The 24,988-nt window shown below is 47.1% G+C and carries 22 protein-coding genes and 1 pseudogene; 20 read left to right on the forward strand and 3 right to left on the reverse strand.

Annotated features, from left to right (window positions below; genetic code table 11):
- Nucleotides 1–45 precede the first annotated feature (45 nt).
- The 15 genes and pseudogenes from recA to FZD51_RS14675 all read left to right on the forward strand — a co-directional run bounded on the left by recA (nt 46) and on the right by FZD51_RS14675 (nt 18,531).
- Nucleotides 46–1,092, forward strand: a complete 1,047-nt coding sequence (gene recA, locus FZD51_RS14610; protein WP_148975455.1) for a recombinase RecA — start codon at nt 46–48, stop codon at nt 1,090–1,092.
- 324 nt (nt 1,093–1,416) lie between these two features.
- Nucleotides 1,417–2,979: a ribonuclease Y gene (gene rny / locus FZD51_RS14615; protein WP_009791524.1), complete on the forward strand. Its 1,563-nt coding sequence runs from the start codon at nt 1,417–1,419 to the stop codon at nt 2,977–2,979.
- A gap of 113 nt (nt 2,980–3,092) precedes the next feature.
- The gene (locus FZD51_RS14620; protein WP_148975456.1) at nt 3,093–3,890 is read left to right on the forward strand and encodes a TIGR00282 family metallophosphoesterase; all 798 of its coding nucleotides are present in this window, start codon (nt 3,093–3,095) and stop codon (nt 3,888–3,890) included.
- A gap of 199 nt (nt 3,891–4,089) precedes the next feature.
- Complete coding sequence (spoVS, locus tag FZD51_RS14625; RefSeq protein ID WP_009791522.1) at nt 4,090–4,350, forward strand: stage V sporulation protein SpoVS; 261 nt, start codon at nt 4,090–4,092, stop codon at nt 4,348–4,350.
- Nucleotides 4,351–4,582: 232 nt separating this feature from the next.
- On the forward strand, nt 4,583–5,527 hold the full coding sequence (locus tag FZD51_RS14630) for a dipeptidase (RefSeq protein WP_148975457.1): 945 nt from the start codon (nt 4,583–4,585) through the stop codon (nt 5,525–5,527).
- A gap of 245 nt (nt 5,528–5,772) precedes the next feature.
- Nucleotides 5,773–7,509 carry a 2-oxoacid:acceptor oxidoreductase subunit alpha gene (locus FZD51_RS14635; RefSeq protein ID WP_148975458.1) on the forward strand — a complete coding sequence of 579 codons (1,737 nt, stop codon included), beginning with the start codon at nt 5,773–5,775 and terminating at the stop codon, nt 7,507–7,509.
- Nucleotides 7,510–8,376, forward strand: a complete 867-nt coding sequence (locus tag FZD51_RS14640) for a 2-oxoacid:ferredoxin oxidoreductase subunit beta (RefSeq protein ID WP_009791518.1) — start codon at nt 7,510–7,512, stop codon at nt 8,374–8,376.
- A gap of 778 nt (nt 8,377–9,154) precedes the next feature.
- Nucleotides 9,155–10,699, forward strand: a complete 1,545-nt coding sequence (miaB, locus tag FZD51_RS14645) for a tRNA (N6-isopentenyl adenosine(37)-C2)-methylthiotransferase MiaB (protein ID WP_148975459.1) — start codon at nt 9,155–9,157, stop codon at nt 10,697–10,699.
- On the forward strand, nt 10,699–11,127 hold the full coding sequence (locus FZD51_RS14650) for a YlbF/YmcA family competence regulator (RefSeq protein WP_148975460.1): 429 nt from the start codon (nt 10,699–10,701) through the stop codon (nt 11,125–11,127). Before miaB ends, FZD51_RS14650 begins: the two co-directional genes overlap by 1 nt.
- Nucleotides 11,128–11,379: 252 nt before the next feature.
- Complete coding sequence (locus FZD51_RS14655) at nt 11,380–11,928, forward strand: outer spore coat protein CotE (protein WP_009791515.1); 549 nt, start codon at nt 11,380–11,382, stop codon at nt 11,926–11,928.
- 162 nt (nt 11,929–12,090) lie between these two features.
- Nucleotides 12,091–12,402: pseudogene (locus tag FZD51_RS26890) on the forward strand (VOC family protein); the annotation flags it as partial.
- 288 nt (nt 12,403–12,690) lie between these two features.
- Entirely contained in the window at nt 12,691–13,131 is a 441-nt protein-coding gene (locus tag FZD51_RS26895) for a VOC family protein (RefSeq protein WP_262380944.1), read from the forward strand.
- Between the two features lie 161 nt (nt 13,132–13,292).
- Nucleotides 13,293–15,944, forward strand: a complete 2,652-nt coding sequence (mutS, locus tag FZD51_RS14665) for a DNA mismatch repair protein MutS (RefSeq protein WP_187445771.1) — start codon at nt 13,293–13,295, stop codon at nt 15,942–15,944.
- An 18-nt stretch (nt 15,945–15,962) separates the two neighbouring features.
- A complete protein-coding gene (gene mutL, locus FZD51_RS14670; RefSeq protein WP_148975462.1) occupies nt 15,963–17,885 on the forward strand; it encodes a DNA mismatch repair endonuclease MutL in 1,923 nt (640 codons plus the stop codon).
- 106 nt (nt 17,886–17,991) lie between these two features.
- On the forward strand, nt 17,992–18,531 hold the full coding sequence (locus FZD51_RS14675; protein ID WP_148975463.1) for a helix-turn-helix domain-containing protein: 540 nt from the start codon (nt 17,992–17,994) through the stop codon (nt 18,529–18,531).
- Between the two features lie 59 nt (nt 18,532–18,590).
- Here the strand turns inward: FZD51_RS14675 and FZD51_RS14680 are convergent, their stop codons facing one another.
- Nucleotides 18,591–18,995: a nucleoside 2-deoxyribosyltransferase gene (locus FZD51_RS14680; protein WP_148975464.1), complete on the reverse strand. Its 405-nt coding sequence runs from the start codon at nt 18,993–18,995 to the stop codon at nt 18,591–18,593.
- A 217-nt stretch (nt 18,996–19,212) separates the two neighbouring features.
- Here FZD51_RS14680 and FZD51_RS14685 point away from each other — a divergent pair, with 217 nt between their 5' ends.
- Both FZD51_RS14685 and FZD51_RS14690 read left to right on the forward strand, forming a co-directional pair.
- On the forward strand, nt 19,213–19,764 hold the full coding sequence (locus tag FZD51_RS14685; protein ID WP_148975465.1) for a GrpB family protein: 552 nt from the start codon (nt 19,213–19,215) through the stop codon (nt 19,762–19,764).
- Nucleotides 19,751–20,437, forward strand: coding sequence for an HAD family hydrolase (locus FZD51_RS14690; RefSeq protein ID WP_148975466.1), 687 nt, complete (start codon nt 19,751–19,753; stop codon nt 20,435–20,437). Before FZD51_RS14685 ends, FZD51_RS14690 begins: the two co-directional genes overlap by 14 nt.
- Nucleotides 20,438–20,485: 48 nt before the next feature.
- On the opposite strand, the gene FZD51_RS14695 is transcribed toward FZD51_RS14690, so the two are convergent.
- The gene (locus tag FZD51_RS14695; RefSeq protein WP_148975467.1) at nt 20,486–21,022 is read right to left on the reverse strand and encodes a CBO0543 family protein; all 537 of its coding nucleotides are present in this window, start codon (nt 21,020–21,022) and stop codon (nt 20,486–20,488) included.
- Nucleotides 21,023–21,168: 146 nt separating this feature from the next.
- Nucleotides 21,169–22,176 carry a rod-share determining protein MreBH gene (gene mreBH, locus FZD51_RS14700; protein WP_148975468.1) on the reverse strand — a complete coding sequence of 336 codons (1,008 nt, stop codon included), beginning with the start codon at nt 22,174–22,176 and terminating at the stop codon, nt 21,169–21,171.
- 255 nt (nt 22,177–22,431) lie between these two features.
- Between mreBH and miaA the strand changes: the two genes are divergently transcribed.
- From miaA to spoVK, 3 genes are all read left to right on the forward strand, one after another.
- Nucleotides 22,432–23,433 (forward strand): tRNA (adenosine(37)-N6)-dimethylallyltransferase MiaA, encoded by a 1,002-nt coding sequence (gene miaA / locus FZD51_RS14705; RefSeq protein WP_262380923.1) that lies wholly within the window; start codon nt 22,432–22,434, stop codon nt 23,431–23,433.
- A 28-nt stretch (nt 23,434–23,461) separates the two neighbouring features.
- Nucleotides 23,462–23,695 carry an RNA chaperone Hfq gene (gene hfq, locus FZD51_RS14710; protein WP_022543740.1) on the forward strand — a complete coding sequence of 78 codons (234 nt, stop codon included), beginning with the start codon at nt 23,462–23,464 and terminating at the stop codon, nt 23,693–23,695.
- Nucleotides 23,696–23,994: 299 nt separating this feature from the next.
- Entirely contained in the window at nt 23,995–24,945 is a 951-nt protein-coding gene (gene spoVK / locus FZD51_RS14715) for a stage V sporulation protein K (RefSeq protein ID WP_094767522.1), read from the forward strand.
- Nucleotides 24,946–24,988: the final 43 nt, after the last annotated feature.

The following is a 24,988-nucleotide window of genomic DNA, read 5'->3' on the forward strand; positions in this document are numbered from 1 at the left end:
TATGCAATGCATATTTTTCTTTATATATAAAGGAGGAAATCACTAGTGAGTGAACGTCAAGCTGCATTAGATATGGCTTTAAAGCAAATAGAAAAACAATTTGGTAAAGGTTCGATCATGAAGCTTGGAGAGCAGACTGACCGCAAAATTTCAACTTCTCCGAGCGGCTCCCTGGCGCTGGATGTTGCACTTGGTGTCGGAGGCTACCCTAAGGGGCGCATAGTCGAAATCTATGGTCCGGAAAGCTCTGGTAAAACGACTGTTGCCCTTCATGCGATTGCCGAGGTGCAGGCAAACGGCGGACAAGCTGCCTTTATCGACGCTGAGCATGCCCTTGATCCTGTATATGCCCAAAAGCTGGGCGTAAATATTGATGAACTGCTGCTTTCCCAGCCTGATACCGGGGAACAGGCGCTTGAAATTGCTGAAGCCCTTGTACGAAGCGGTGCCATCGATATCCTTGTCATCGACTCAGTAGCGGCACTTGTACCGAAAGCAGAGATTGAAGGAGAAATGGGCGACTCCCATGTCGGTCTCCAGGCCCGCCTTATGTCCCAGGCCCTTCGTAAATTATCTGGTGCGATCAATAAATCAAGGACGCTCGCCATCTTTATCAACCAGATTCGTGAAAAAGTCGGAGTCATGTTTGGAAATCCTGAAACCACTCCAGGCGGCCGTGCTCTTAAGTTCTACTCTTCCGTACGTCTGGAAGTGCGCCGTGCTGAAACGTTAAAGCAGGGCAATGAAATGGTCGGAAACAAAACAAAAATCAAGGTTGTCAAAAACAAGGTTGCTCCTCCATTCCGTGTCGCAGAAGTTGACATCATGTACGGGGAAGGCATCTCAAAAGAAGGCGAAATCATTGATATGGGCTCTGAACTGGATATTGTCCAGAAGAGCGGCTCCTGGTATTCATACAATGAAGAGAGACTGGGCCAAGGGCGTGAGAATGCGAAACAGTTCCTTAAGGAGAATCCTGATTTAAGGCTGACTATCCAAAAGCAGATCCGCGACCACTATGGTCTTGATGAGGAGAAGACATTAGAAGAAAACCAGGATCAGGATCAGGAGCATTTCGAACTGATTGACTGATCACTTGAGGCAAAGCCACAGGCTTTGCCTTTTGCTTTTATTGAGGTTAGAATGAAACAAAGGGCAGCTCATTTGGCATGGGATACGTCAAATGGGGGATACATCCGGCACAGTTGCCAGACTTGTCCGAAATATTAAAAAAAGCTGCAAGGACAAACCCTTGACAATAAAAATCCACAGCTTTACAATTATATTGTATATTTTACATTTTTATGAGTATTTGAAAACGTTTAAAGCCTTAGTGCTGTATGTTGATCTTAAACAACGTACATGCCGACACTTTAGAAACGTAACACAAAAAAGTTCATAGCAAGAGGAGGTGAAATGATGGATATTTTATTAGTCATCTCCATTTTGCTTGCCCTAGTCGTCGGTGCAGTTGTTGGCTATTTTATTCGCAAATCGATTGCCGAAGCAAAAATTGCAGGAGCTAAGAACGCTGCTGAGCAAATCCTTGAGGATGCAAGGCGTGAAGCTGATGCTTCAAAGAAGGAAGCCCTGCTGGAAGCAAAAGATGAAATTCACAAGCTTCGGACTGAAGCTGAACAAGAAGTTCGTGATCGAAGAAATGAGCTGCAAAAACAAGAAAATCGTTTACTGCAAAAAGAGGAGAATCTTGACCGGAAAGATGAATCGCTTGATAAGCGTGAATCAATCCTGGAGAAAAGAGACGATTCTCTTAACAAAAAACAACAGCATATTGAAGAGATGGAAAGCAAAGTGGACGAGATGGTACGAGCACAGCAATCTGAGCTGGAACGCATCTCAGGCTTAACTCGTGAAGAGGCAAAATCCATCATTTTAGATCGGGTCGAGCAGGAAGTTGCTCACGATATTGCCATAATGGTGAAGGAAACGGAAAACCGCGCAAAGGAAGAGGCAGACAAGAAGGCGAAGGAAGTATTGTCATTGGCCATTCAGCGCTGCGCTGCAGACCATGTTGCAGAAACGACCGTATCAGTGGTCAATCTGCCTAATGATGAAATGAAGGGACGTATCATCGGCCGTGAAGGACGTAATATACGTACACTCGAAACGCTTACCGGAATTGATCTTATCATCGATGATACTCCGGAAGCAGTCATTTTATCCGGGTTTGATCCAATACGCCGTGAGACAGCAAGGCTTGCTCTCGAAAAATTAGTTCAGGATGGACGTATTCACCCGGCGAGGATTGAGGAAATGGTGGATAAAGCGCGCCGCGAAGTGGACGAGCATATCCGTGAAATCGGTGAGCAGACGACCTTTGAGGTCGGCGTACACGGACTTCATCCGGATCTTATCAAAATTCTCGGCCGCCTGAAATTCCGTACCAGCTACGGACAGAATGTGCTGAAACACTCAATGGAAGTTGCCCAGCTTTCAGGGCTGCTGGCTGCTGAGCTTGGCGAGGATGAAACGCTTGCCCGCCGCGCCGGCCTGCTTCATGATATCGGTAAAGCAATCGACCATGAAGTAGAAGGAAGCCATGTTGAAATCGGTGTTGAGCTTGCGACTAAGTACAAAGAGCATCCGGTTGTCATCAACAGCATTGCTTCCCACCATGGCGATACAGAGCCTACATCCATTATCGCTGTACTTGTTGCTGCAGCAGATGCTTTATCAGCAGCAAGGCCTGGAGCGAGAAGGGAAACACTTGAAAACTATATCCGCCGTCTGGAAAAACTGGAGGAGATTTCCGAATCCTATGATGGGGTCGAGAAATCATTTGCCATCCAGGCCGGAAGGGAAATCAGGATCATGGTTAAGCCTGATCAGATTGATGACCTTGAGTCACACAGGCTCGCAAGGGATATACGCAAGAAGATTGAAGAAGAGCTTGATTATCCAGGACATATCAAGGTTACGGTCATCCGTGAAACGAGAGCCGTTGAATACGCAAAATAAAGCAGTGCTTCGGCGCTGCTTTATTTTTTTGCCGTAACGATACGAATGGAAATCATCCTTTTTGTGTTACAATGATAAAAGTGAAGAAATTGAAGTTAGGAAGGGTTTGCTGTATGAATATTTTGTTTGTTGGAGATGTAGTTGGTTCTCCCGGGCGTGACATGGTAAAAGAATATCTGCCCAAACTGAAAGATAAGTACCGTCCACAGGTGACCATTATTAATGGTGAAAATGCTGCAGGCGGAAAAGGAATCACTGAAAAGATTTACCGGGGGTTTTTGGAAGCAGGTGCGCAGGCGGTGACCCTTGGCAATCATACATGGGATAACAGAGAGATTTTCGAGTTTATTGAGAGTGCGAAATATCTGATCAGGCCTGCGAACTTCCCGGATAATAACCCTGGCAAAGGCATTGTCTATTTAAAGGTGAACAATGATGAAGTGGCTGTTATCAACCTTCAGGGCAGGACCTTTTTACAGCCATCCGATTGTCCGTTTAAAAAAGCGGATGAGCTCATCGAGGAAGCGCGGCAGCGCACTCCCTTCATCTTTGTCGATTTTCATGCAGAAGCGACAAGCGAGAAGCAGGCAATGGGCTGGTATCTCGATGGTAAGGTATCTGCAGTGGTCGGCACGCACACACATGTCCAGACGGCAGATAACCGGATTCTTCCTGACGGGACAGCCTTTATCACCGATGTGGGCATGACTGGCCCCTATGACGGAATCCTGGGTGTTGAGAAGGAAGCTGTATTGAAAAGGTTCATGACAAATCTTCCAGTCCGTTTTGAGGTGCCGACGGAAGGCAGGGACCAGCTTAGCGCTGTATCGGTTGAACTGGACCGGAAAACAGGGCTTGCCAGGAAAATAGAAAGAATTCTTATCAACGAAGATCATCCTTTTTTCAGCTGAATAATAGGGGGCTGCCTTTCCATGGGCAGTCTCTTTTGTTTATGTGAACCCGGAAAGCACGGAATTTTCCAATATTTTGTCCAAGCTGGAATATGTTTTTTATCCTCTGAATATAGTAGCAATGGAATGATATACCTGATGTGCCCGGGGCATATATCCCGAGGGCATGCAGGAGGGGATAAACAAGGAGGAGCTAGGAATGGAAATATTAAAAGTTTCAGCAAAGTCTAATCCTAATTCTGTAGCTGGTGCGCTTGCTGGTGTTCTGCGTGAAAGAGGCGGCGCAGAAATCCAGGCAATTGGTGCGGGTGCATTGAACCAAGCGGTTAAAGCAGTAGCGATCGCCCGAGGATTCGTAGCGCCTAGCGGAGTGGATTTGATCTGCATTCCTGCTTTCACCGATATTAAGATTGACGGTGAAGAGCGGACAGCGATCAAGCTGATTGTTGAGCCAAGATAACAAAAGGGAAAGTAGAGGCATACAAAATATAGCGGCCCTTTGCTTTGGGCAATAAATAGCCGGCAGTACATCATTTTTGCCTGTTTGCTTAAAAAGAGCAAACAGGCTTTTTTCCATTCATGCATGTGCCGTTCCATTTTTATTTTATATTCAGTGCTGTCCCAATAAAGGAATTGAAATAGCATCCATCGAATATAGTTGCTATCCAGATATATTGAAAGGGGAGGAAAACATGAACATTTTTGATTCTCACTGCGACGTCCTTTATAAAATGTTTATTAATCCTTCAATTGATTTCAGGAGCAGCAGCCGGCTGCATATTGATTATGAGAAGCTTAAGAAAGCTGGCTCCAAGGTTCAATGCTTTGCCGTCTATGTCCCGGAATCGGTCCATCCGAACATGAAGTTCCATGCTGCACTGTATATGATTGAACTTTTTTACGAAAGGGTGCTGAAGCCGTTCCCGAAGATGAAGCACATCAGGGAAAGAGGGCAGGCATATCAGCTGAAGGAGGACGAAATCGGCGCAGTCCTGACACTTGAAGGGTGCGACTGCATCGGAGATGACCTCCTTAAGCTGAAAACCCTGATAAGGCTAGGCGTATCTTCTGTGGGGCTCACCTGGAATTACAGCAATTATGCAGCAGATGGCGCCCTTGAGGAAAGAGGCGCAGGACTATCTTCATTTGGAAAAAAAGCGGTCGGGATCCTGAATGAAAAGCAGTGCTTATGCGATGTATCCCACCTCTCTGAGAAAGGGTTCTGGGATGTGATGGAACTGGCCGAATTACCTTTTGCCTCCCATTCCAACTGCCATGCCCTCTGCCCTGTGCCAAGGAATTTGAACGACAATCAGCTGAAGGCGCTGATTGAGCGGGACAGTGTCATCGGGCTGACATTTGTTCCGGAATTTTTGACAGGGACCAAAGAATCCGCGATTTCTGACATCCTTAAGCATGTAGAACATGTCTGTTCCCTGGGAGGAGAAGACCATACCGGTTTTGGATCAGATTTTGACGGCATTGATGATACAGTAAAAGGGCTGTCTTCTTTTCAATATTATGGGAACCTAGTAAACGAACTTCAAAAACATTATTCTGAGATACAAGTAGAAAAATTCCTTTTTCGCAATATGGAAAAAAGGCTGCCTCCTGCAGGAAAAAACGAGATGGACTGATGAAGGACAACCTTCAAAAATACCACTCAGACGGGGCCTCGGGAATGTCTCAGGCTCACCTCCTTTCCCGGGATTTATTCTTTGGAAAGGGTTGCTTTTTTCGGGGGTTCGGTCTAGAATTGAAATCGTTTAGTACCCTTTTGCACCTTTTTTGAAGCTATTTTCCATTGTTTGATAGGCTGCGGGGGTTTATTAATAGACCATACAATTATACATATATAGAACAATCCGAAGGGGTGTAATGAATGTTAAAGCAGCTTTCTTGGAAAGTAGGCGGACAGCAGGGGGAAGGAATTGAGAGTACAGGGGAAATCTTCTCAATAGCCCTTAACCGCCTTGGCTATTATTTATATGGGTACCGGCATTTTTCTTCCAGGATCAAAGGAGGGCATACGAATAATAAGATCCGGGTCAGTACGTCCCAGATCCGCTCAATCTCCGACGATCTTGATATTTTAGTAGCTTTTGACCAGGAAACGATCGATGTGAACTATAAAGAGCTTCATGATAAAGGCGTCATCATCGCCGATGCAAAATTTGATCCGAAGAAGCCTGAGGATACGAATGCATCGCTGTTTGCTGTACCTTTTACTGAGCTTGCCACAGAGCTTGGGACTTCTTTGATGAAAAATATGGTCGCTGTCGGCGCGACTTGTGCCATTCTTAACCTGGATATCAAAGTTTTTGAAGAAGTTGTCCAGGAGATTTTCGGCAGAAAAGGGCAGCAGGTTGTCGATAAGAATATGGAAGCCATCAAAGCCGGATTCGACAGGATGAAGGAACTGGCTGGCGAAGGCGCTGAGCTGATGGAGCTTGAAAAGGCTGATGGGAAAAAGCGCATGTTCATGATCGGGAATGACGCCATCGCACTTGGTGCTCTTGCCGGCGGCTGCCGCTTCATGGCGGCCTATCCGATTACTCCTGCATCCGAGATCATGGAGTACCTGATCAAGAAGCTTCCTCCGCTTGGCGGGAGCGTTATCCAGACAGAAGATGAAATTGCGGCTGTCACTATGGCGATCGGCGCCAACTATGGCGGTGTCAGGGCTATGACTGCTTCTGCAGGACCCGGGCTTTCATTAAAGATGGAAGCGATCGGCCTTTCCGGCATTACCGAAACGCCGCTTGTGATCGTAGACACACAGCGCGGAGGACCTTCTACAGGCCTGCCTACAAAGCAGGAGCAGTCTGACCTGATGGCGATGATCTATGGAACCCATGGGGAAATCCCTAAGATCGTGTTTGCGCCAAGCACGGTCCAGGAAGCTTTCTATGATGCAGCAGAAGCTTTCAATCTGGCAGAAGAATACCAGTGCCCTGTCATCATGCTTTCTGACCTTCAGCTGTCTCTCGGCAAACAGACAGTCGAACCGCTGGACTTCAGCCTAGTTGAAATCCGCAGAGGCAAGCTTGTGGATGAAGAGCTGCCTGAAATCGAAAACAAAGGATACTTCAAGCGCTATGAAGTGACAGAAGACGGCGTATCCCCGCGCGTGGTGCCGGGCACGAAGAACGGCATCCACCACGTAACCGGCGTGGAGCATGACGAAACTGGAAAGCCTTCTGAATCCGCAGCAAACCGCAGAGATCAGATGAATAAGCGTTTCCGGAAAGTCGAAAATATCAAATTCAGCAATCCGATCCATAAAAATGCGCCGCATGAGGAAGCAGATCTCCTGATTGTCGGCTTCAACTCCACAAGGGGAGCGATAGAAGAAGCAATGGGCCGCCTTGAAAAGGATGGCCTGAAGGTAAATCATGCGCACATCCGCCTGATCCACCCGTTCCCGGCAGAAGAGCTCAGACCTCTGATGGAGTCTAGCAAAAAGGTGGCTGTGATTGAAAACAATGCAACAGGCCAGCTGGCAAACATCATCAAAATGAATGTCGGCCAGCATCAAAAAATCAATAAGATCCTGAAATATGACGGGAATCCGTTCCTGCCGAATGAAATCCATACCACTTGCAAGGAGCTGTTCTAAATGGCCACATTTAAAGATTTTCGCAATAACGTCAAGCCTAACTGGTGCCCTGGATGCGGAGACTTCTCTGTCCAGGCCGCCATCCAGCGGGCAGCTGCCAATGTCGGTCTCGAGCCGGACAGCCTTGCGGTGGTTTCCGGCATAGGATGTTCCGGCAGGATTTCCGGCTATATCAACTCCTATGGATTCCATGGCATCCACGGGCGCGCACTCCCGATTGCCCAGGGCCTTAAAATGGCGAACCGCGATCTGACAGTCATCGCTTCCGGCGGCGACGGTGACGGCTTTGCCATCGGGATGGGGCATACCGTCCATTCCATCCGCCGGAATGTCGATATTACCTACATCGTTATGGACAATCAGATTTACGGACTGACAAAAGGGCAGACATCACCAAGGTCTGCAGCCGGATTCAAAACAAAGTCCACGCCGCACGGCTCTGTCGAGCAAGCTATTTCACCGATGGAAATGGCGCTGACAGCCGGGGCAACATTTGTAGCCCAAAGCTTCTCGACTGACCTGAAGGATCTGACTGCGCTGATCGAAGCGGGCATCAAGCATAAAGGCTTCTCGCTCATCAACGTTTTCAGCCCGTGCGTGACTTATAATAAAGTGAATACGTACGACTGGTTCAAGGAAAACCTGACAAAGCTCGCAGATGTAGAAGGCTATGACTCTTCCGACCGCTCCATGGCCATGCAGACGCTCATGAAGCATGACGGACTTGTCACAGGCTTGATCTACCAGGATACAGAGCGCAAATCTTATCAGGAAATGCTCCCTGGCTATTCCGAAACACCGCTTGCCCATGCAGACCTGAAGCTCGATGAAGAGCATTTCGGCAAACTGACAGCTGAATTTATGTGAGCTGGAACAGCGCTGGGCCGCCCCGCGGAAAGCGGAGGTCCTGGAACGGAAAACACTGTGAAAGGCAGGGTCCCTGCTAAGTAAATAGTTCAGATAATATAGAGCCAACACCTGAACAACACACGTTTAGTAATGGAAATAGCATGATAATTAATAAACCAAAATAGCCTGGGATATCCCGGGCTATTTTTTAAAGGGTTGATCTTATGCTCCCATCTCTGGATAATTGAACTGTAAAACCAGGTTCCCTGCTGATGAAGAAAAGTAGAGGGAGAAATTCCTCTTATTTGAAAAATAGCACTGAAAACCCCTTAAATAGAGGGAGAAATTCCTCTTATTGGACTTGGAAGTGTGAAAATAGAGGGCTTTTCTTTTAATAGAGGGAAAAACTCCTCTTATTTTACCCAAAAACCGCTCTAATCTGCGATTAGCAGTAAAATTTCCCCTTAGTTCTCTATCACTGGTTACTCACTCTTCAGCTTTCCATCTGCTGTATTTGCTAAGAGCAAGTACGCACTCAAAGCGTCTCATATGCCATTTTCAGTGTTTCTCCACGGAAAGTGAACGACTTGCCTGAAAAGCCCATGCCTTTTAATCCATCCATCAGCCTCAGCAGCCAAAGTGCCAATAGAGTCAGTATCCTTACAGGATTTCTATTGTTTTCAGCGTTTTAAACCCTTATACTATTATAATGTGTACAACATTTTAACTGCGCTTACATGATAGAAATGAAAACAGCGATTAGCGTTTGGATAGACAGAAGAAAGGGGTACTTTCTATGAACGAAAAACAGCGGATGGAAGGCCAGCTGGCTGCTGCTGCCGATCCTTCGGACAAAAAATCCGAAAAGGACTACAGCCGATACTTTGAAACCGTATATGCGCCTCCTTCCTTGAAAGATGCAAAAAAACGCGGGAAAGAAGAGGTCCGCTATCATAAAGATTTCAATATTCCGGCTGAATTCCAGGGCATGGGAAATAACCGCAAATTCTATATCAGGACATTCGGCTGCCAGATGAACGAGCATGATACCGAAGTCATGGCCGGCATCTTCCTCAGTCTCGGCTATGAGCCGACTGATACTGTCGAGGATGCAAATGTCATTCTCCTGAACACATGTGCAATCCGTGAGAATGCCGAAAACAAAGTATTCGGCGAGCTCGGCCATTTGAAGCACCTGAAAAAAGAACGCCCTGACCTGCTGCTTGGCGTATGCGGCTGCATGTCGCAGGAAGAATCAGTGGTCAATAAAATCCTCAAGACCTATGACCAGGTGGATATGATCTTTGGCACGCATAATATACACAGACTTCCGAACATTCTCCAGGAAGCTTATATGTCTAAAGAGATGGTCGTTGAAGTGTGGTCCAAAGAGGGAGATGTCATTGAAAATCTTCCTAAAGTCCGCAAAGGCAATATCAAGGCCTGGGTCAACATCATGTACGGCTGCGATAAATTCTGCACCTACTGCATTGTTCCTTACACAAGGGGCAAGGAGCGGAGCCGCCGTCCTGAAGAAATCATCCAGGAGGTGCGCCAGCTTGCCGCCCAGGGGTATCAGGAAATCACCCTTCTTGGCCAGAATGTCAATGCGTACGGCAAGGATTTTGCAGACCTCCAGTACGGCCTTGGCGATCTGATGGATGAAATCAGGAAGATTGATATTCCGAGGATCCGCTTCACTACAAGCCATCCGCGTGATTTTGATGATCATTTGATTGAAGTGCTCAGCAAAGGCGGCAACCTTCTTGAGCATATCCATCTTCCTGTCCAGTCAGGCTCAACAGATGTCCTGAAAATCATGGCAAGGAAATATACGCGCGAACAGTATCTGGAGCTGGTAAGGAAAATCAGGGCGGCCATTCCGAATGCTACTTTTACAACAGATATCATTGTCGGCTATCCGAATGAGACGGATGAGCAGTTCGAGGAAACTCTTTCCCTCTATAAGGAAGTCGGATACGAGGCTGCCTATACTTTCATCTACTCTCCGCGTGAAGGCACACCAGCTGCCAAGATGAAGGATAATGTGCCGATGGAGGTCAAGAAAGAGCGCCTTCAGCGCCTGAATGCCCTTGTTAGTGAAATGTCGGCAGAAGCGATGAAGAAGTATCACGGCCAGACTGTTGAAGTCCTGGTTGAAGGCGAAAGCAAAAACAATCCTGAAGTTCTGGCAGGGTATACAAGAAAGAATAAGCTTGTAAACTTTAAAGGGCCAAAGTCAGCGATTGGAAAGATTGTTTCTGTTACAATTACAGATGCAAAAACATGGTCATTAAATGGAGAAATGGTTGAAGAGCTTCAACCAGCTGAGGTGAAATAATGGGAAAATATACTAAAGACGATATCATTGCACGTGCAAGGGAGCTTGCACAAATTATAGCAGAAACAGAAGAAGTGGACTTTTTCAAAAGAGCGGAAGCACAGATCCAAAGCAATGAAAAGGTCCGCACAGCGATCACCAGCATAAAAGGACTTCAGAAGCAGGCAGTCAATCTGCAGCATTTTGGCAAAGAAGAAGCTTTGAAAAAGACCGAAGCCAAAATCGAGGAACTTGAGCGCCAGCTTGATGAGATTCCGGTTGTCCAGGAATTCAAGCAATCCCAGGTGGAAGTGAATGAGCTTCTTCAGCTTGTTGCGAACACCATCAGCAATAAAGTCACAGATGAAATCCTCGTTTCAACAGGGGGCAATATCCTGAGCGGTGAAACAGGAGCAGAACTCCAGAACAAAAACAGCTGCCAGCATTAATGCTGCAGATCCCTGCATCCCTTTTGGGTGCAGGGGTCTTTTTTTTTGCCTATTTTAAAACGGACGGCATCTGTCTCCCTAAGCCGTTGCTCCCCCGGTCCGTTCCCATGGCACCAAACCATGGGTATCCGCATAGAATACCGTATATCGCACCCTACAAGAAGCTTTGCATGCACCCTTAAAATTGTAATCACACTAGTCTAATATCCCGCATAGGATGAATTGAAAATGAATGAGGAGGGTTCGCTCGCAATGGGAGAATACAGAGAGATAATTACAAAAGCCGTCGTAGCGAAGGGACGCAAATTCACCCAGTCCAATCATACGATATGCCCGGCACACCACCCGTCAAGCATCCTTGGCTGTTGGATCATCAACCACAAGTATGAGGCGAAAAAGGTCGGCAAGACAGTTGAAATCTGCGGCTATTATGACATTAACGTTTGGTATTCCTATAACGATAACACAAAGACGGAAGTCGTTACTGAACGGGTTGAATATAAAGATGTCATCAAACTTAAATACCGTGATCATGACTGCTTAGATGATCAGGATGTCATTGCCAAAGTACTCCAGCAGCCGAATTGTGTTGAAGCAGTCATTTCCCCGAACGGAAACAAAATCATCGTCCACGTGGAAAGGGAATTCCTTGTGGAAGTAATCGGCGAGACGAAAGTCTGTGTAGCTGTGTACCACGGCGAATGCGATTGCGATGATGACGAAGTATGGGGCCTTGATGTCGAGGATGAGGAATTTGAGGATTTGAATCCCCACTTCCTGGTCGGAACAGAAGAGGAATAATCGTAAACTAGGAAGGTTCCGCTTCCTAGTTTTCTTTTGTTTTCTCAGGAATCAGCCAGTCAAAAAGACGAAGGCGGCCTCCGTCCTTAGGCTGAATTTTCTGTGTAGTGTTTCTCTTATAATGAATCTGAAGCCGAACTGGCAGACAAAGGAGAGATTCTTATGCAGATTTACCAGGTTAACCTGCAGTGCTTCCATCTGGAAGAGATGTGCGCCTTTTATACAGAAGTGCTTGAGATGGAGCTGATTCACCAGACTGAGAGGTGGTTTTCCGTCAGGGCAGGAAGCACAAAGCTGTTTTTTGAAAAAGGGGAAACAGTCCCTTATTATCACCTTTGCTTCCGGACAGATGCACTTTATTTTGAACATATTTTCAGCAGGCTTGGAGCAGAAAGCTGCCTGCTTGCCAACGAAGAGGGCGAATACAGCATGTTTTGGGAAGGAAAGCAGGCTTATTTCACTGATCCGGACGGCAATATACTGGAGTGCCTTGAGCGTCCTGCATTGCGATGCCAGGCAGGGGGCTGGCATGATGTCGGGGAAGTCGGCTTCCCTTCGGCTGACGTTGCCGGAATGCAGGCGAAGCTGAAGCCGATTCTTGCGGATAGATATGCAGAAGACAGCAGCTCATTTGCTTTTTACGGGGACGATGCAGGTGTCCTTGTCCTCGTAAAAGAAGGGCGCTGCTGGTATCCGACAGACAGGGGAGCCGAGATCCATCCGATTACATTAATCGTCTCAGGCAGCAGGGATGCCCATTATATGGACGATGACCTTCCGTACGAGATACAGGTCAGAGGGGAGTGGGAGCAGCCGGTATCTGCTGTTCAAGTCAGGATCGCCAGGCCGACAAACCAGCTGGAAAAAATAAAGCAATTTTATGGAGATGGTCTTGGGCTCAAGGAGCTGGGGGGATTCCACCATGAAGGATATAAAGGCATTATGTACGGGCTTCCTGACAGGCAATATCATCTTGAATTCACCCAGACGGATGAAAGACACGAACTCCCAGCACCTGCCAAAGACCATTTGCTCGTCCTTTACATCCCTGACCTTCACAAACTCAATGCGGCTGCTGCCCGGCTTTCAGCCTTGGGCTATCAGGAAGCAGAGCCGGAGAATCCCTACTGGGGAAGGGGCGGTATTACCATCGAAGATCCTGACGGCTGGAGGATTGTGCTGATGAATACAGCTGGGATTTGAGATAAATTATATTTTGCCAGAAAAAAAGTAATGCCAGATATCCCCTCTAACCCGTATTTCTGCCTGCTGTCATCATGTCCCTCAGCAAACAATGATAGCTTCGCTTATGCTATAATAGATAGCTGAAGAGAAATAATGAGAGATGTTGTTTGGAGGATATTATGGCAGCTTACACGCCGATGATACAGCAGTATTTACGAGTAAAAGCAGACTATCCTGATAGTTTTTTATTTTTCAGGCTCGGGGATTTCTATGAAATGTTTTTTGAGGATGCCATCAGGGCGTCACAGGAACTGGAGATTACACTAACAGGCAAGAATGGCGGAGTGGAAGAGAAAATCCCGATGTGCGGGGTTCCCTACCATTCAGCGCAGCAATATATAGAGCAGCTGGTGGAAAGAGGCTATAAAGTAGCCATCTGCGAACAGACAGAGGACCCCCGCCAGGCCAAGGGTGTGGTAAAGAGGGAAGTGGTGCAGCTCGTCACGCCCGGTACCTTGATGGAAGGGCGCGGGCTCAATGAAAAGGAAAATAACTATATTGCATCCATTTCCACATTTTCAGACGGTTCGTTTGGATTTGCCTGCAATGACCTTTCCACAGGAGAAAATAAAATCACCTTACTTGCCGGCCAGGAAGAAGTTCTGAATGAGCTTTCGATGTCAGGTGCCAAGGAAGTGATTGTTTCCTCCGGCTTCGACCCGGAAATGGAACGCAAATTCAGGGAGCGTTCTGTCGCGGCCGTGTCTTATGAACAGGACGCAGGCATAACGGAAATGAGCGCTCCCCTATTGGATAGCCTTAATCAGGACAAGCTCAGGGAGACAGCGGCAAGGCTGCTGAATTATCTGTTCAAAACACAGAAACGGAGCCTTGACCACCTGCAGCCGTTCTCCACATACCAGGTGCATCAATTCATGAAGATCGACTATTTTTCCAAAAGGAATCTGGAGCTGACTGAAACGATCAGATCGAAAGGGAAAAAAGGTTCGCTTTTATGGCTTCTGGATGAAACAAAGACGGCGATGGGAGCAAGGATGCTGAAGCAGTGGATCGACCGCCCCTTAATCGACAGAGATGCGATCGGACGCCGCCACTCGCTTGTCCAATCCCTGCTGGATGACTATTTCGCCAGGCAGGATCTGCGTGAAAAACTGAAAGAGGTATACGATCTTGAACGCCTTGCCGGACGTGTCGCATTCGGAAATGTAAATGCCCGCGATCTGATCCAGCTGAAGAGCTCGCTTCTTCAGGTCCCGCTGCTGAAGCAACTTGTCGGGAGCCTGCAGAATGAGGATGCACAAAGACTGGCTGAGAAGCTTGATGCATGTGAAGAAATCACGGATCTTCTTGAAAACGCGATTGTCGATAATCCGCCGATCTCCGTGAAGGACGGGAATATGATCAGGGATGGCTACCATGATGAGCTGGATCAGTACCGCGATGCGAGCCGGAACGGTAAGACCTGGATTGCACAGCTCGAGGCCCAGGAGCGGGAACGTACGGGCATCAAGTCTTTAAAAATCGGCTATAACCGGGTATTCGGCTATTATATTGAAGTAACGAAGGCTAATATCCACCTCCTTGAGGAAGGCCGGTATGACCGGAAACAGACCCTCGCCAATGCCGAACGGTATATTACCCCTGAGCTGAAGGAGAAGGAAACATTGATCCTTGAAGCGCAAGAGCGCATTACCGAGCTTGAGTATGAGCTGTTTTGCCATGTCCGCGACCATGTGAAGGAATATATCCCGAGGCTGCAGTCACTCGCAAGGACAGTCAGCGAGCTTGATGTGCTGCAGTGCTTTGCGCAGATCAGCGAGGACCGCCACTATGTCCGCCCAGTTTTTTCCGATAATCGGGAAATCAGCGTGAAGGAAGGGCGCCATCCTGTCGTGGAAAAAGTGATGGACAGCCAGGAATATGTCCCGAATGACTGTGTGATGGGAGACGGCCGCGAGCTGCTCCTGATCACAGGACCGAATATGTCCGGTAAGAGCACCTATATGCGCCAGGTTGCCCTGACCAGCATCCTTGCGCAGATCGGCTGCTATGTTCCGGCATCAGAGGCGGTGCTGCCGATTTTTGACCAGGTATTCACGAGGATCGGGGCTGCGGATGATCTGATCTCCGGCCAAAGTACCTTTATGGTTGAAATGCTGGAAGCGAAGAATGCGATTGCCAATGCAACACAGAACAGCCTCATCCTTTTCGATGAAATCGGCCGGGGGACTTCCACCTATGATGGAATGGCGCTGGCCCAGGCGATCATCGAGTATATCCATTCACGGATCGGGGCCAAGACCCTGTTCTCGACCCACTATCATGAGCTGACGGTGCTTGCAGAAGAGCTCCCTGATCTGCAGAATGTCCATGTGAGTGCCATCGAGCAAAACGGCAAGGTCGTGTTCCTTCATAAAATTAAAGAAGGAGCAGCAGACAAAAGCTATGGCATTCACGTCGCCCAGCTGGCTGAGCTGCCTGCAGAACTGATTGACCGGGCAAATGAAATACTGGAGCAGCTTGAAAAGAAAGAGGGAGAACCCGCTGAAAAGCCCGTCCGCGAAAAAGTCGCGGCAGGCATACAGGAACTGCCCTCGGCAGACTCAGCACCTTCACCGGCTCCAGAAGTTCACGATGCCCAGCTGTCATTCTTTGATGGCCCGGCAGAGCCGAAGAAAGCAAGCTTTAGCCCGGCCGAAAAGAAAATCCTGGACAAGCTGGCCAAGATGGATATTCTTGAAATGACGCCGCTTGATGCAATGAACACTTTATATGAACTGCAAAAAACGGCAAAAAGTACGAAGAAATAGAAAGAGGAGGTGTTGCTCGTGGGGAAGATAGTTCAGCTCGATGATGCCCTTTCCAATAAAATTGCCGCAGGTGAGGTGGTCGAACGGCCGGCATCTGTCGTAAAAGAGCTGGTGGAGAATTCCATTGATGCGGGAAGCACCATGATCGAAATTGATGCAGAAGAGGCGGGCCTGGCAAAAATCCGCATCATTGACAACGGGGAAGGCATTGAAGAAGACGATGTGATGACGGCCTTCCAGCGCCATGCCACAAGCAAGATCAAAGATGAAAATGATTTGTTCCGCATCCGGACGCTCGGCTTCAGGGGTGAGGCGCTGCCCAGCATCGCCTCTGTCTCCAGGCTGGAGCTGAAGACCTCGACAGGCGATGCAGGCACAAGGATCCTGATTGAAGGCGGAAAGGTTGCGGAATTTGAAAAGGCGGCGAGCCGGAAAGGGACAGATATCACCATTTCCGATCTGTTTTATAATACACCGGCCCGCCTGAAATATATGAAGACGATCCACACGGAGCTTGGAAACATTACCGACGTGGTCAACCGCCTCGCACTTGCCCATCCCGAGGTGTCCTTCCGCCTTGTCCATAATGGCCGGAAGCTCCTGCATACAGCCGGGAACGGAAATGTCCAGCAGGTGCTGGCTTCCATTTATGGCATGAATATCGTCAAAAAAATGATTCCCGTCGAAGCAAGCTCGCTGGATTTCCATGTTCATGGCTATATCGCGCTCCCGGAAATCACCCGCGCTTCGCGCAATTATATCTCAACGATGATCAACGGCCGGTTCATCAAGAATTACCCGCTGGTTAAAGCGATCCAGGAAGGCTATCATACCCTGCTGCCGATCGGGCGTTATCCGATTGTGCTTTTGAATGTGCAGATGGATCCGCTGCTTGTGGATGTCAATGTCCACCCTTCCAAAATGGAGGTCAGGCTGAGCAAGGAGCATGAACTGAATGAGCTTGTAGCAGGTACCATTAAAGAGGCCTTCAAGTCACAGGAACTGATTCCTGCCGGCTTTGCCCCGGCAAGGGCGGAAAAGCCGAAGTCAGAGCAGACCTTTTTTGAACTTGACCATCTTCCGGAAAAGGAGATGGAACATAAGGAACAGGCTCAGCACAGGCAGAATGACAGAATGCAGGCCCCATCTGAATCCGGACAGCCGATGTTCATCAAAGAGGAAACAGCAGTCCAGCAGCATGAGGAAGCACCGGCATTTAAGCCGCAGGACTTACTGCGGAAGGACAGCCTTGCCTTTCCATTCAAGGCAGAACAGCCTGCAGGAAGCCAACCCTTTTTGGAAGATGATGAAGAAGAGGTAATCGAGGGGACAGCCGAGCCGGAAGCTGCTGCCGTTCACAGGGTGCCGCCATTATATCCGGTCGGCCAGATGCATGGCACCTATATTCTTGCCCAAAATGACCGCGGACTCTATATCATTGACCAGCATGCTGCCCAGGAGCGGATCAAGTACGAGTATTTCAGGGACAAAGTCGGCCAGGTGGAAAGCGAGCTTCAGGAAATGCTCGTTCCGCTGACCTTTGAGTACCCTGCAGATGAATATATCAAGATCAATGAGCATATTGCTGAGCTTGAAAAGGTCGGGATCTTCCTGGAACACTTCGGGCAGAACACATTCATTGTCAGGTCCCACCCCCAGTGGTTTCCTAAGGGAGAAGAGCAGCAGATCATAGAGGATATGATTGAACAAGTGCTTTCCATGAAAAAGGCCGATGTGAAAAAGCTGAGGGAAGAGGCAGCCATCATGATGAGCTGCAAAGCCTCTATTAAAGCCAACCACCATTTACGCAATGATGAGATACAGGCTCTGCTGGATATGCTCCGCAAATCATCGGACCCGTTCACATGCCCGCATGGCCGTCCGATTATCATCCATTATTCTACCTATGAAATGGAAAAGATGTTTAAAAGAGTCATGTAGAGTCTGTCATGTCTTACCTATATTTTAAAAGTTTTATGAAATCCTGCAGAAAGCCCTTCCCACAGAGGAAGGGCTTTCTATATGATAGAAAAGGAGGCGAAATGAAATGAAAAGATATTGGCTTGTGAAACTCAGGAAAAACAGAAATCTGACCCAGGCAGAAATTGCAGAGCTGATTCATATAGACAGAGCCTATTATTCACAAGTTGAATCAGGCTTGAGGAATCCGAGCGAAGAAATCAGCCGATCGATCGGCAGGGTCCTTAACATTGATCCTTTGCTCCTTTTCTCAGATACCAATGCTTTTCAGGATGCATTCTTCCAGACCCGGAGCATCCTTGCCCACAGCGACCTGGACCTCCGCTATACATGGGTCTATAATCCGACCGGCATGGAGAAGGTCCAGCATTTTATCGGTGCCAGGGATGATGAGCTTAATTACACGATTGATGCAAAGAAAATACTCAACCTGAAACAGAAGGTCATCGATACTCAAAAGACCATCTCCATCTATGACAGCTGTTTCCACAACGGAGAATCTTATAATTATTGCTTCATCGGCTATCCTCTGGTCGATCAGTCAGGCGTATTGATAGGGGTAGGTACCATCGCCATGAGGATGGATAATATGGCAATGGAAGAATAAACACGATATGCCCTTCTGGCAGGAAGGGCAGCCATGCATTTAACGCCCGATTTCCTGTCTTATCTGCTTTCTGTTATGCACTCTCTTTTAATAAGCTCCTTTTTCAACTCTTCAAATGTGCCGCTCAGATGGATAACCTGCTGCAAAAAATAGAAGGTGGAAGCTTCAGCCGGGCTATCCTTCAAATCTTCCTCAGCGTATAGATACACCCGTTTTCCAAAGCCAAGGGCGAGCCCGAGCTCAATATGGCTTCCTTTACCTGCCGGAAGGAGAATGACAACAAAGTCAGCTTCCTTCACTGCTGCAAAGTCAGCTTCCCCGATTGAGCGGAGCTCCTCCGCATCTTCAGCCCGGCTATTGCTGGTCCAGTCATAGGTTTGCCGAAAACCCTGCTCCTTTAAGAATGCCGCCAGCTCCCGGACCTGATGAGTATTGGCAAAACTTGAGCCGATGTAAAATTTCATCCGATCATCCTTTCAATTGGTTATTCATAGTGTATAGTGTCAGAACAATTTGTCAATATGAGCTAAAGTTAAAGTTTACAATAATAACATTATGTAAACATAGCTCCTGATTTCTGCCTGCATCCCTTTTACACACCTACAGAATGATTTCGGCAGAAGGGAAATAAGGCAAGAACAGCGAAATAAAGAATAAGAACTGGAAGGGGGCGGATATGGTATGCTGCTCGGCTTAAATCCTGATGAAGTGAGGCTGGCAGACCATTCACCAGGCTGGAAAACAGAATTTCAAAAGGTGCGCAAAGATCTGCTGAAAAACACAAATATCCCTGACAGCCATATCGCGCATATTGGCAGCACGGCCATCACAGACATCCCAGCCAAACCGATCATTGATGTTATGCTAGCTGTTGAAGATCTGGCTGCTATTGATAAACAATTGATTAGCGGACTGAGAGCCGCAGGATTTCTTCAATTGAAAGTCAAACGAGCAGGGGAAATGGTTTTTGCCAGATTTGCGGATGTAGATTACAAAATCAAAACCCATTTCCTGCATCTTGTCGAATATGAAGGAGAACTCTGGAAGAATCTCCTTTTCTTCAGGGACTATTTAAATGAGAACGAAGATGCAAGAAAAGAATATGTACAGCTGAAGCTTGATTATATAAAGAAGACCTCCACAGGCATTAAAGCGTATACAGAGTACAAGGAAAGCTTTGTGAAAAGGATTGCAGAGCTGAGAGAAACAGAGGAAAAATATGGGGAATGCTGAGAAGGAAAAAATAGATAAATCGGAGCAAAAAGTCCGTTGCATCTTTTTTGATGCTGGCGGTGTACTTTTTGATACACCTGTTAAACTGGGGAAAAGGGTTACGGAGTTTCTGGTGAAGAAAGGATACAGCCTTTCAGAAATAGAGAAGAGCATTATGGCGGCTAAAGGGATAAAGACACCCTTTGTGACGTCTTTTCAGGAAGAAGAGGACTTTTATAAAAGGTTTTATGGGACGATGGCAAGGGAGCTCGGTGATGAGGCACTAGGAGATGAATTGTTTTCTGCAACTCATTATGCAGCCCACTGTGAGCTTTACCCTGAGGTGATTCCTTTATTGGAAAAGCTAAGCAGGAACTATCAACTTGCCGTCATCTCGAATGCGATGCCGAGCATGGACAAGGTTTTCAGCAGGCTGGGGATACGGCATTATTTTAAAAGCATTATCCTTTCGGCTTTTGTATATACTGAAAAGCCGGATCCTGCTATCTATCAGAAAGCCCTTGACTGTATGGACGTTAAAGGGGAGGAAAGTGTCTTTATAGATGACATAATGATCAATATTGATGGAGCCGGCAGGTCTGGGATAAAAGCTTTTCACCTGGACCGAAGCAAAATGGACCTAGCCGCTCTTCTGATAAAATATAACCTGCTGCAAAAAAATCTGTCCGACTGAACCCATGACTGGGGATAAACAAACAGGCAAAGCCCAGGAAGCTGTCTTTTAGTGATTCTTTGCACGTCTGCAAATCCAGTCGGAGCAAGCTTTTACCACTATGCTTAAAACAAATAGTGATAAAAACGAATAAGTATAATTCCATTTATACAAAATGTATAAACGATAATGGACAAACAATGGAATCATGATATATGAGACGAATAGAAAAACGGCAGCGTTGGCGATCAGATAGTTTTTCCATTTGCGGAAGAATTGGTAGCTTAAAGTGATCATCACCGGGATAACCGCAAAATCGACAGCATTGAACGAGCGCAGGACGGTTATAAACTGATGCGGATAAGTCCACAGGCCATAAAAATAGCCTAATTCATCCACAATCCCGACAAGGATAAAACTTATAAGGAAAGCAAGGCTCATTTGCGTCAGTCTGCAGCGGTCAATCAGAACCAATAACAGAAGTACGAATAATAGATTTAAGATAGTAATGAACCACCAGTGCGGACTGAATAAATCTTCATTCAGCCAGTATTCCAATTCCAGCCGGCTGGCTCTTTCATTCAGGTCCTGGACCATTTTGAACATAGTGCGCGCCTCCTATCATGTTACCTAGTTGTTGATTATTTCCAATGAGGCAAAAAATTATGCAGCAGCGGCTGTCCATAAAAAAAAGCCCATAAAACGGCTTAGTTGAAAGTCCGTTTATGGGCTGTATTTTTAAGAGCAGCACTTTATCTTACTGCTGTCTGCAGTTTATCAATAAACTTAAGCGCCTTGCCTGTCCCGATTGCTACAGATTCCAGCGGGCTGGACGCGAGGTGGACGGGGACGACGATTTCTTGTGAAACCCAGTCCTGCATGCCATTCAGCAGTGAGCCGCCTCCTGTCAGGATAACGCCGCGGTCTACAATATCGCCGCTCAGCTCTGCCGGGCTGTCTTCAAGAGTGGCCCGGATCGCTTCAAGGATATGAAGCAGGGATTCTTTCATTGCATCCCTGATTTCAAAGGATGTAAGAGTAATGGTCTTCGGAAGTCCTGTGACCAGATCCCTGCCGCGGATGTCCATCTTCATTTCTTCATGATCGATGAGTGCATAGCCGATTTCCATTTTGACCTGTTCGGCTGTTCTTTCCCCGATCAGGACATTGTACTCTTTGCGTACATATTGGATAATATCGTCATCAAGCCTGTCCCCGCCTATGCGGACAGAATGGCAGGCTACCACGCCTCCAAATGAAATGATCGCCACTTCTGTCGATCCTCCGCCGATATCGACGATTACATTCGCGACCGGTTCATCGACCGGAAGCCCTGCCCCGATTGCTGCAGCTACAGGCTCTTCAATCAGGTGAACCTTCTTTGCTCCTGCATTCCGGACAGCATCATGGATGGCCCTTCTTTCAACGCTTGTTGAGCCTGAAGGTGTGCAGACCACCACATTCGGCTTGCGGATGGCAAAGCCAAGCTTTTTCGATGCCTGTCTCATGACATGGCGAAGCAGCTCGGTCGTAATATCATAATCTGCAATCACTCCATCTTTCAAAGGACGAATGGCAACGATTTTGCCTGGCGTCTTGCCTATCATTTCCTTTGCTTCCGTGCCGACAGCAAGCACCTTCCTTGTATCTGTGTCAATGGCCACAACAGAAGGTTCGTTGAGGGCGATGCCTTTATTTTTGCTGTATACCAGTATATTAGCAGTTCCTAAGTCAATTCCAATTTCAGAAGTTGAAATCATCCTATCACCTATTCTTTCATTATGATTGCCTAATAATCTTCTGTAACATTAGCACGAAAAAGGGGGTCTTCTGACGAATGTTATCGAATCGTTAAATAAATGTAATGAATGATGAAATTTTTATCATAAATGGTAAAATAAAAGGGAGGAATTGGCTGAATAAAGAAAATCCTTGATGGCAATACTGCATAGATATTCAACTGCAGCGGCAAGTTATGGTAGGATATAGGAAAGCCAAAAGGATCATCAGCCTTTATGGCCCAGAGAATGAAAGATAAAGGCAGTGTGAATGGATTGGATACAAAGCAGAAATTGATCGTGCTGATCGGCCCGACAGCTGTCGGCAAAACCAGGCTCAGCATCGAACTGGCCAAAAGGTTTGGTGCCGAAATCATCAGCGGCGACTCTATGCAGATCTATAAAGGCATGGATATAGGGACAGCCAAAATTACAGAAAATGAAATGGATGGGATTCCCCATCATTTGATTGATATTAAAGCGCCGAATGAACCCTTCTCAGCAGCTGAATTCCAGGAGCTCGTCAGAAAGGAAATCGCCTGCATCGCTTCCCGGGGGAAGATGCCTATGATTGTCGGGGGAACAGGCCTTTACATACAATCGGTCATATATGACTATCAATTTTCCGAAGCCCCGTCAGATGACATATTCAGGGGTGAGCTGGAAAAGCGCCTTGAAGCAGAAGGGGCAGAGAGCCTATTCAAGGAACTTTGTGAAATCGATCCTGCCAGTGCCGAAAAAATGCACCCCAATAATACAAGAAGGGTGATCCGCGCACTTGAAGTATACCATTGTACAGGAAAGACCATGTCCCAGTACCAGGAACAGCAGGTACCTGAGCTGCTGTATGATACAAGCATCATCGGGCTCTCCATGGACCGGGAAAAGCTGTATGAGCGGATCAACAGCCGGGTCGATAAAATGATGGACGAAGGCCTTCTCGAAGAAGTCGAAGCCCTTCACAGGCAGGGGCTGAAGGACTGCCAGTCAATCCAGGCAATCGGCTATAAGGAAGTCTACGAATACATAAACGGCCGCATCTCTTTAGATGGCGCGGTCGAAAATCTGAAGCAAAATTCACGCAGATACGCAAAAAGGCAGCTGACCTGGTTTCGAAACAAGATGAATGTGGAATGGTTTGATATGACACATGTATCCGATCCAGGCTTGCTTGAAAAAAAAATCGCGGAAATTTCTGCGTATATTGAAGGAAAGCTTCAAATAAAATCGAATACATAATATTAGAGACAAAAGAGGAGGATTTATCATGAAACAATCCGTTAATATTCAAGACCAATTTCTAAACCAGCTTCGCAAGGACGGCACAGGGGTGACTGTATTCCTTTTGAACGGATTCCAATTGCGCGGCCAGATCAAAGGGTTTGATAACTTTACGGTGCTGTTTGAATCAGAAGGGAAGCAGCAGCTGGTCTATAAGCATGCCATTTCCACTTTTTCTCCGCAGCGCAACGTCCAGATCGATCTTGAAGGACAGCAATAGTCCATACTATAAACGCAAGTCCGCTTCTTCCGGGAAGCGGGCTTTTTATATTAAAAGAACAATTTCCCTTTTCAGCAACTTTCTTTAATGATTTTGGAGGCTTGTGAATATATATAAAAATAACGGTTATTTCTCGGGAAACCGCAGGATATGACATCTGGAGGCTCCTGCAGGGAGAAAAACCCGATATTATGTCGCTTCAGCAGTAAATGTGGCTTTTTTTCTGCCTGAAAGATAGGCATTTGTCACAAGAGTCAGCTTCAGGGAGTATACTGGTGGGAAATAGTGAGGTGAAAGCTTTGGACCAGCCGATACGCATGAAAAATAATGGCCAGATCAGCATTGTGCTCAATTCGCAGAAAAGGAAGCCATTCACAAAGGAAAGCCCGGACATCCAAGTTGTTCCAAGGGTATTGCCTCAGGAGCATGCAGCACTTAAAGAAATTGAGGAAGAGCTCGCAGCTCTTGTCGGCATGGAAGAAATGAAGCGGATGATAAAAGAAATTTATGCATGGATATATGTGAACAAGAAAAGGGAAGAAACAGGCCTGAAGGCGGGGAAGCAGGCTCTGCATATGATGTTCAAGGGCAACCCGGGTACAGGGAAAACGACGGTCGCCAGGCTGATCGGCAAGCTTTTCCTCAGAATGAATGTGCTTGCCAAAGGCCATCTGATCGAGGCGGAAAGAGCCGATCTGGTCGGTGAATATATCGGCCACACTGCACAAAAGACCCGTGACCTTATCAAGAAGGCAATCGGCGGCATTCTTTTCATAGATGAGGCCTATTCACTCGGCAGGGGAGGGGAAAAAGACTTCGGCAAAGAAGCGATAGATACGCTTGTCAAGCATATGGAGGACCGGCAGCATGAGTTCATCCTGATCCTTGCAGGCTATTCCAGGGAAATGGACTATTTCCTCACACTCAATCCCGGCCTGCATTCAAGATTTCCGCTCGTCATCGATTTTCCTGACTACACAATCGAGCAGCTGATGGAAATCGCGCAAAAGATGCTGGTGGAAAAAGAATATTCCCTGAGCCATGAAGCGGAGAAGAAGCTGAGGGAGCATCTTGTTTGGGCAAAATCGGATATCAGCACCACCGCTTTTTCCAATGGGCGCTATATCCGTAATATCCTTGAAAAATCGATCCGTGCCCAGGCGATGAGGCTGCTGATGCAAAGCCATTTTGACCGGCATGAGCTGATGACGATCAGAAGCAATGATTTAATGTTTGAAGAAGATATGTAAGAAAAGCGCAAGCGCCTTGCTCACCCCCGACAAGCACAAGACG

The organism is Bacillus infantis (assembly GCF_008180445.1).
GTDB lineage: Bacteria > Bacillota > Bacilli > Bacillales > Cytobacillaceae > Bacillus_AB > Bacillus_AB infantis_B.

Bases quoted from the DNA above. Each gene is read 5' to 3' on its own strand.
- rny (WP_009791524.1), top strand. From the start codon at position 1,417: ATGATGGATATTTTATTAGTCATCTCCATTTTGCTTGCCCTAGTCGTC.
- FZD51_RS14620 (WP_148975456.1), top strand. From the start codon at position 3,093: ATGAATATTTTGTTTGTTGGAGATGTAGTTGGTTCTCCCGGGCGTGAC.
- spoVS (WP_009791522.1), top strand. From the start codon at position 4,090: ATGGAAATATTAAAAGTTTCAGCAAAGTCTAATCCTAATTCTGTAGCT.
- FZD51_RS14630 (WP_148975457.1), top strand. From the start codon at position 4,583: ATGAACATTTTTGATTCTCACTGCGACGTCCTTTATAAAATGTTTATT.
- FZD51_RS14635 (WP_148975458.1), top strand. From the start codon at position 5,773: ATGTTAAAGCAGCTTTCTTGGAAAGTAGGCGGACAGCAGGGGGAAGGA.
- FZD51_RS14640 (WP_009791518.1), top strand. From the start codon at position 7,510: ATGGCCACATTTAAAGATTTTCGCAATAACGTCAAGCCTAACTGGTGC.
- miaB (WP_148975459.1), top strand. From the start codon at position 9,155: ATGAACGAAAAACAGCGGATGGAAGGCCAGCTGGCTGCTGCTGCCGAT.
- FZD51_RS14650 (WP_148975460.1), top strand. From the start codon at position 10,699: ATGGGAAAATATACTAAAGACGATATCATTGCACGTGCAAGGGAGCTT.
- FZD51_RS14655 (WP_009791515.1), top strand. From the start codon at position 11,380: ATGGGAGAATACAGAGAGATAATTACAAAAGCCGTCGTAGCGAAGGGA.
- FZD51_RS26895 (WP_262380944.1), top strand. From the start codon at position 12,691: ATGGACGATGACCTTCCGTACGAGATACAGGTCAGAGGGGAGTGGGAG.
- mutS (WP_187445771.1), top strand. From the start codon at position 13,293: ATGGCAGCTTACACGCCGATGATACAGCAGTATTTACGAGTAAAAGCA.
- FZD51_RS14675 (WP_148975463.1), top strand. From the start codon at position 17,992: ATGAAAAGATATTGGCTTGTGAAACTCAGGAAAAACAGAAATCTGACC.
- FZD51_RS14680 (WP_148975464.1), bottom strand. From the start codon at position 18,995: ATGAAATTTTACATCGGCTCAAGTTTTGCCAATACTCATCAGGTCCGG.
- FZD51_RS14685 (WP_148975465.1), top strand. From the start codon at position 19,213: ATGCTGCTCGGCTTAAATCCTGATGAAGTGAGGCTGGCAGACCATTCA.
- FZD51_RS14690 (WP_148975466.1), top strand. From the start codon at position 19,751: ATGGGGAATGCTGAGAAGGAAAAAATAGATAAATCGGAGCAAAAAGTC.
- FZD51_RS14695 (WP_148975467.1), bottom strand. From the start codon at position 21,022: ATGTTCAAAATGGTCCAGGACCTGAATGAAAGAGCCAGCCGGCTGGAA.
- mreBH (WP_148975468.1), bottom strand. From the start codon at position 22,176: ATGATTTCAACTTCTGAAATTGGAATTGACTTAGGAACTGCTAATATA.
- miaA (WP_262380923.1), top strand. From the start codon at position 22,432: ATGGCCCAGAGAATGAAAGATAAAGGCAGTGTGAATGGATTGGATACA.
- hfq (WP_022543740.1), top strand. From the start codon at position 23,462: ATGAAACAATCCGTTAATATTCAAGACCAATTTCTAAACCAGCTTCGC.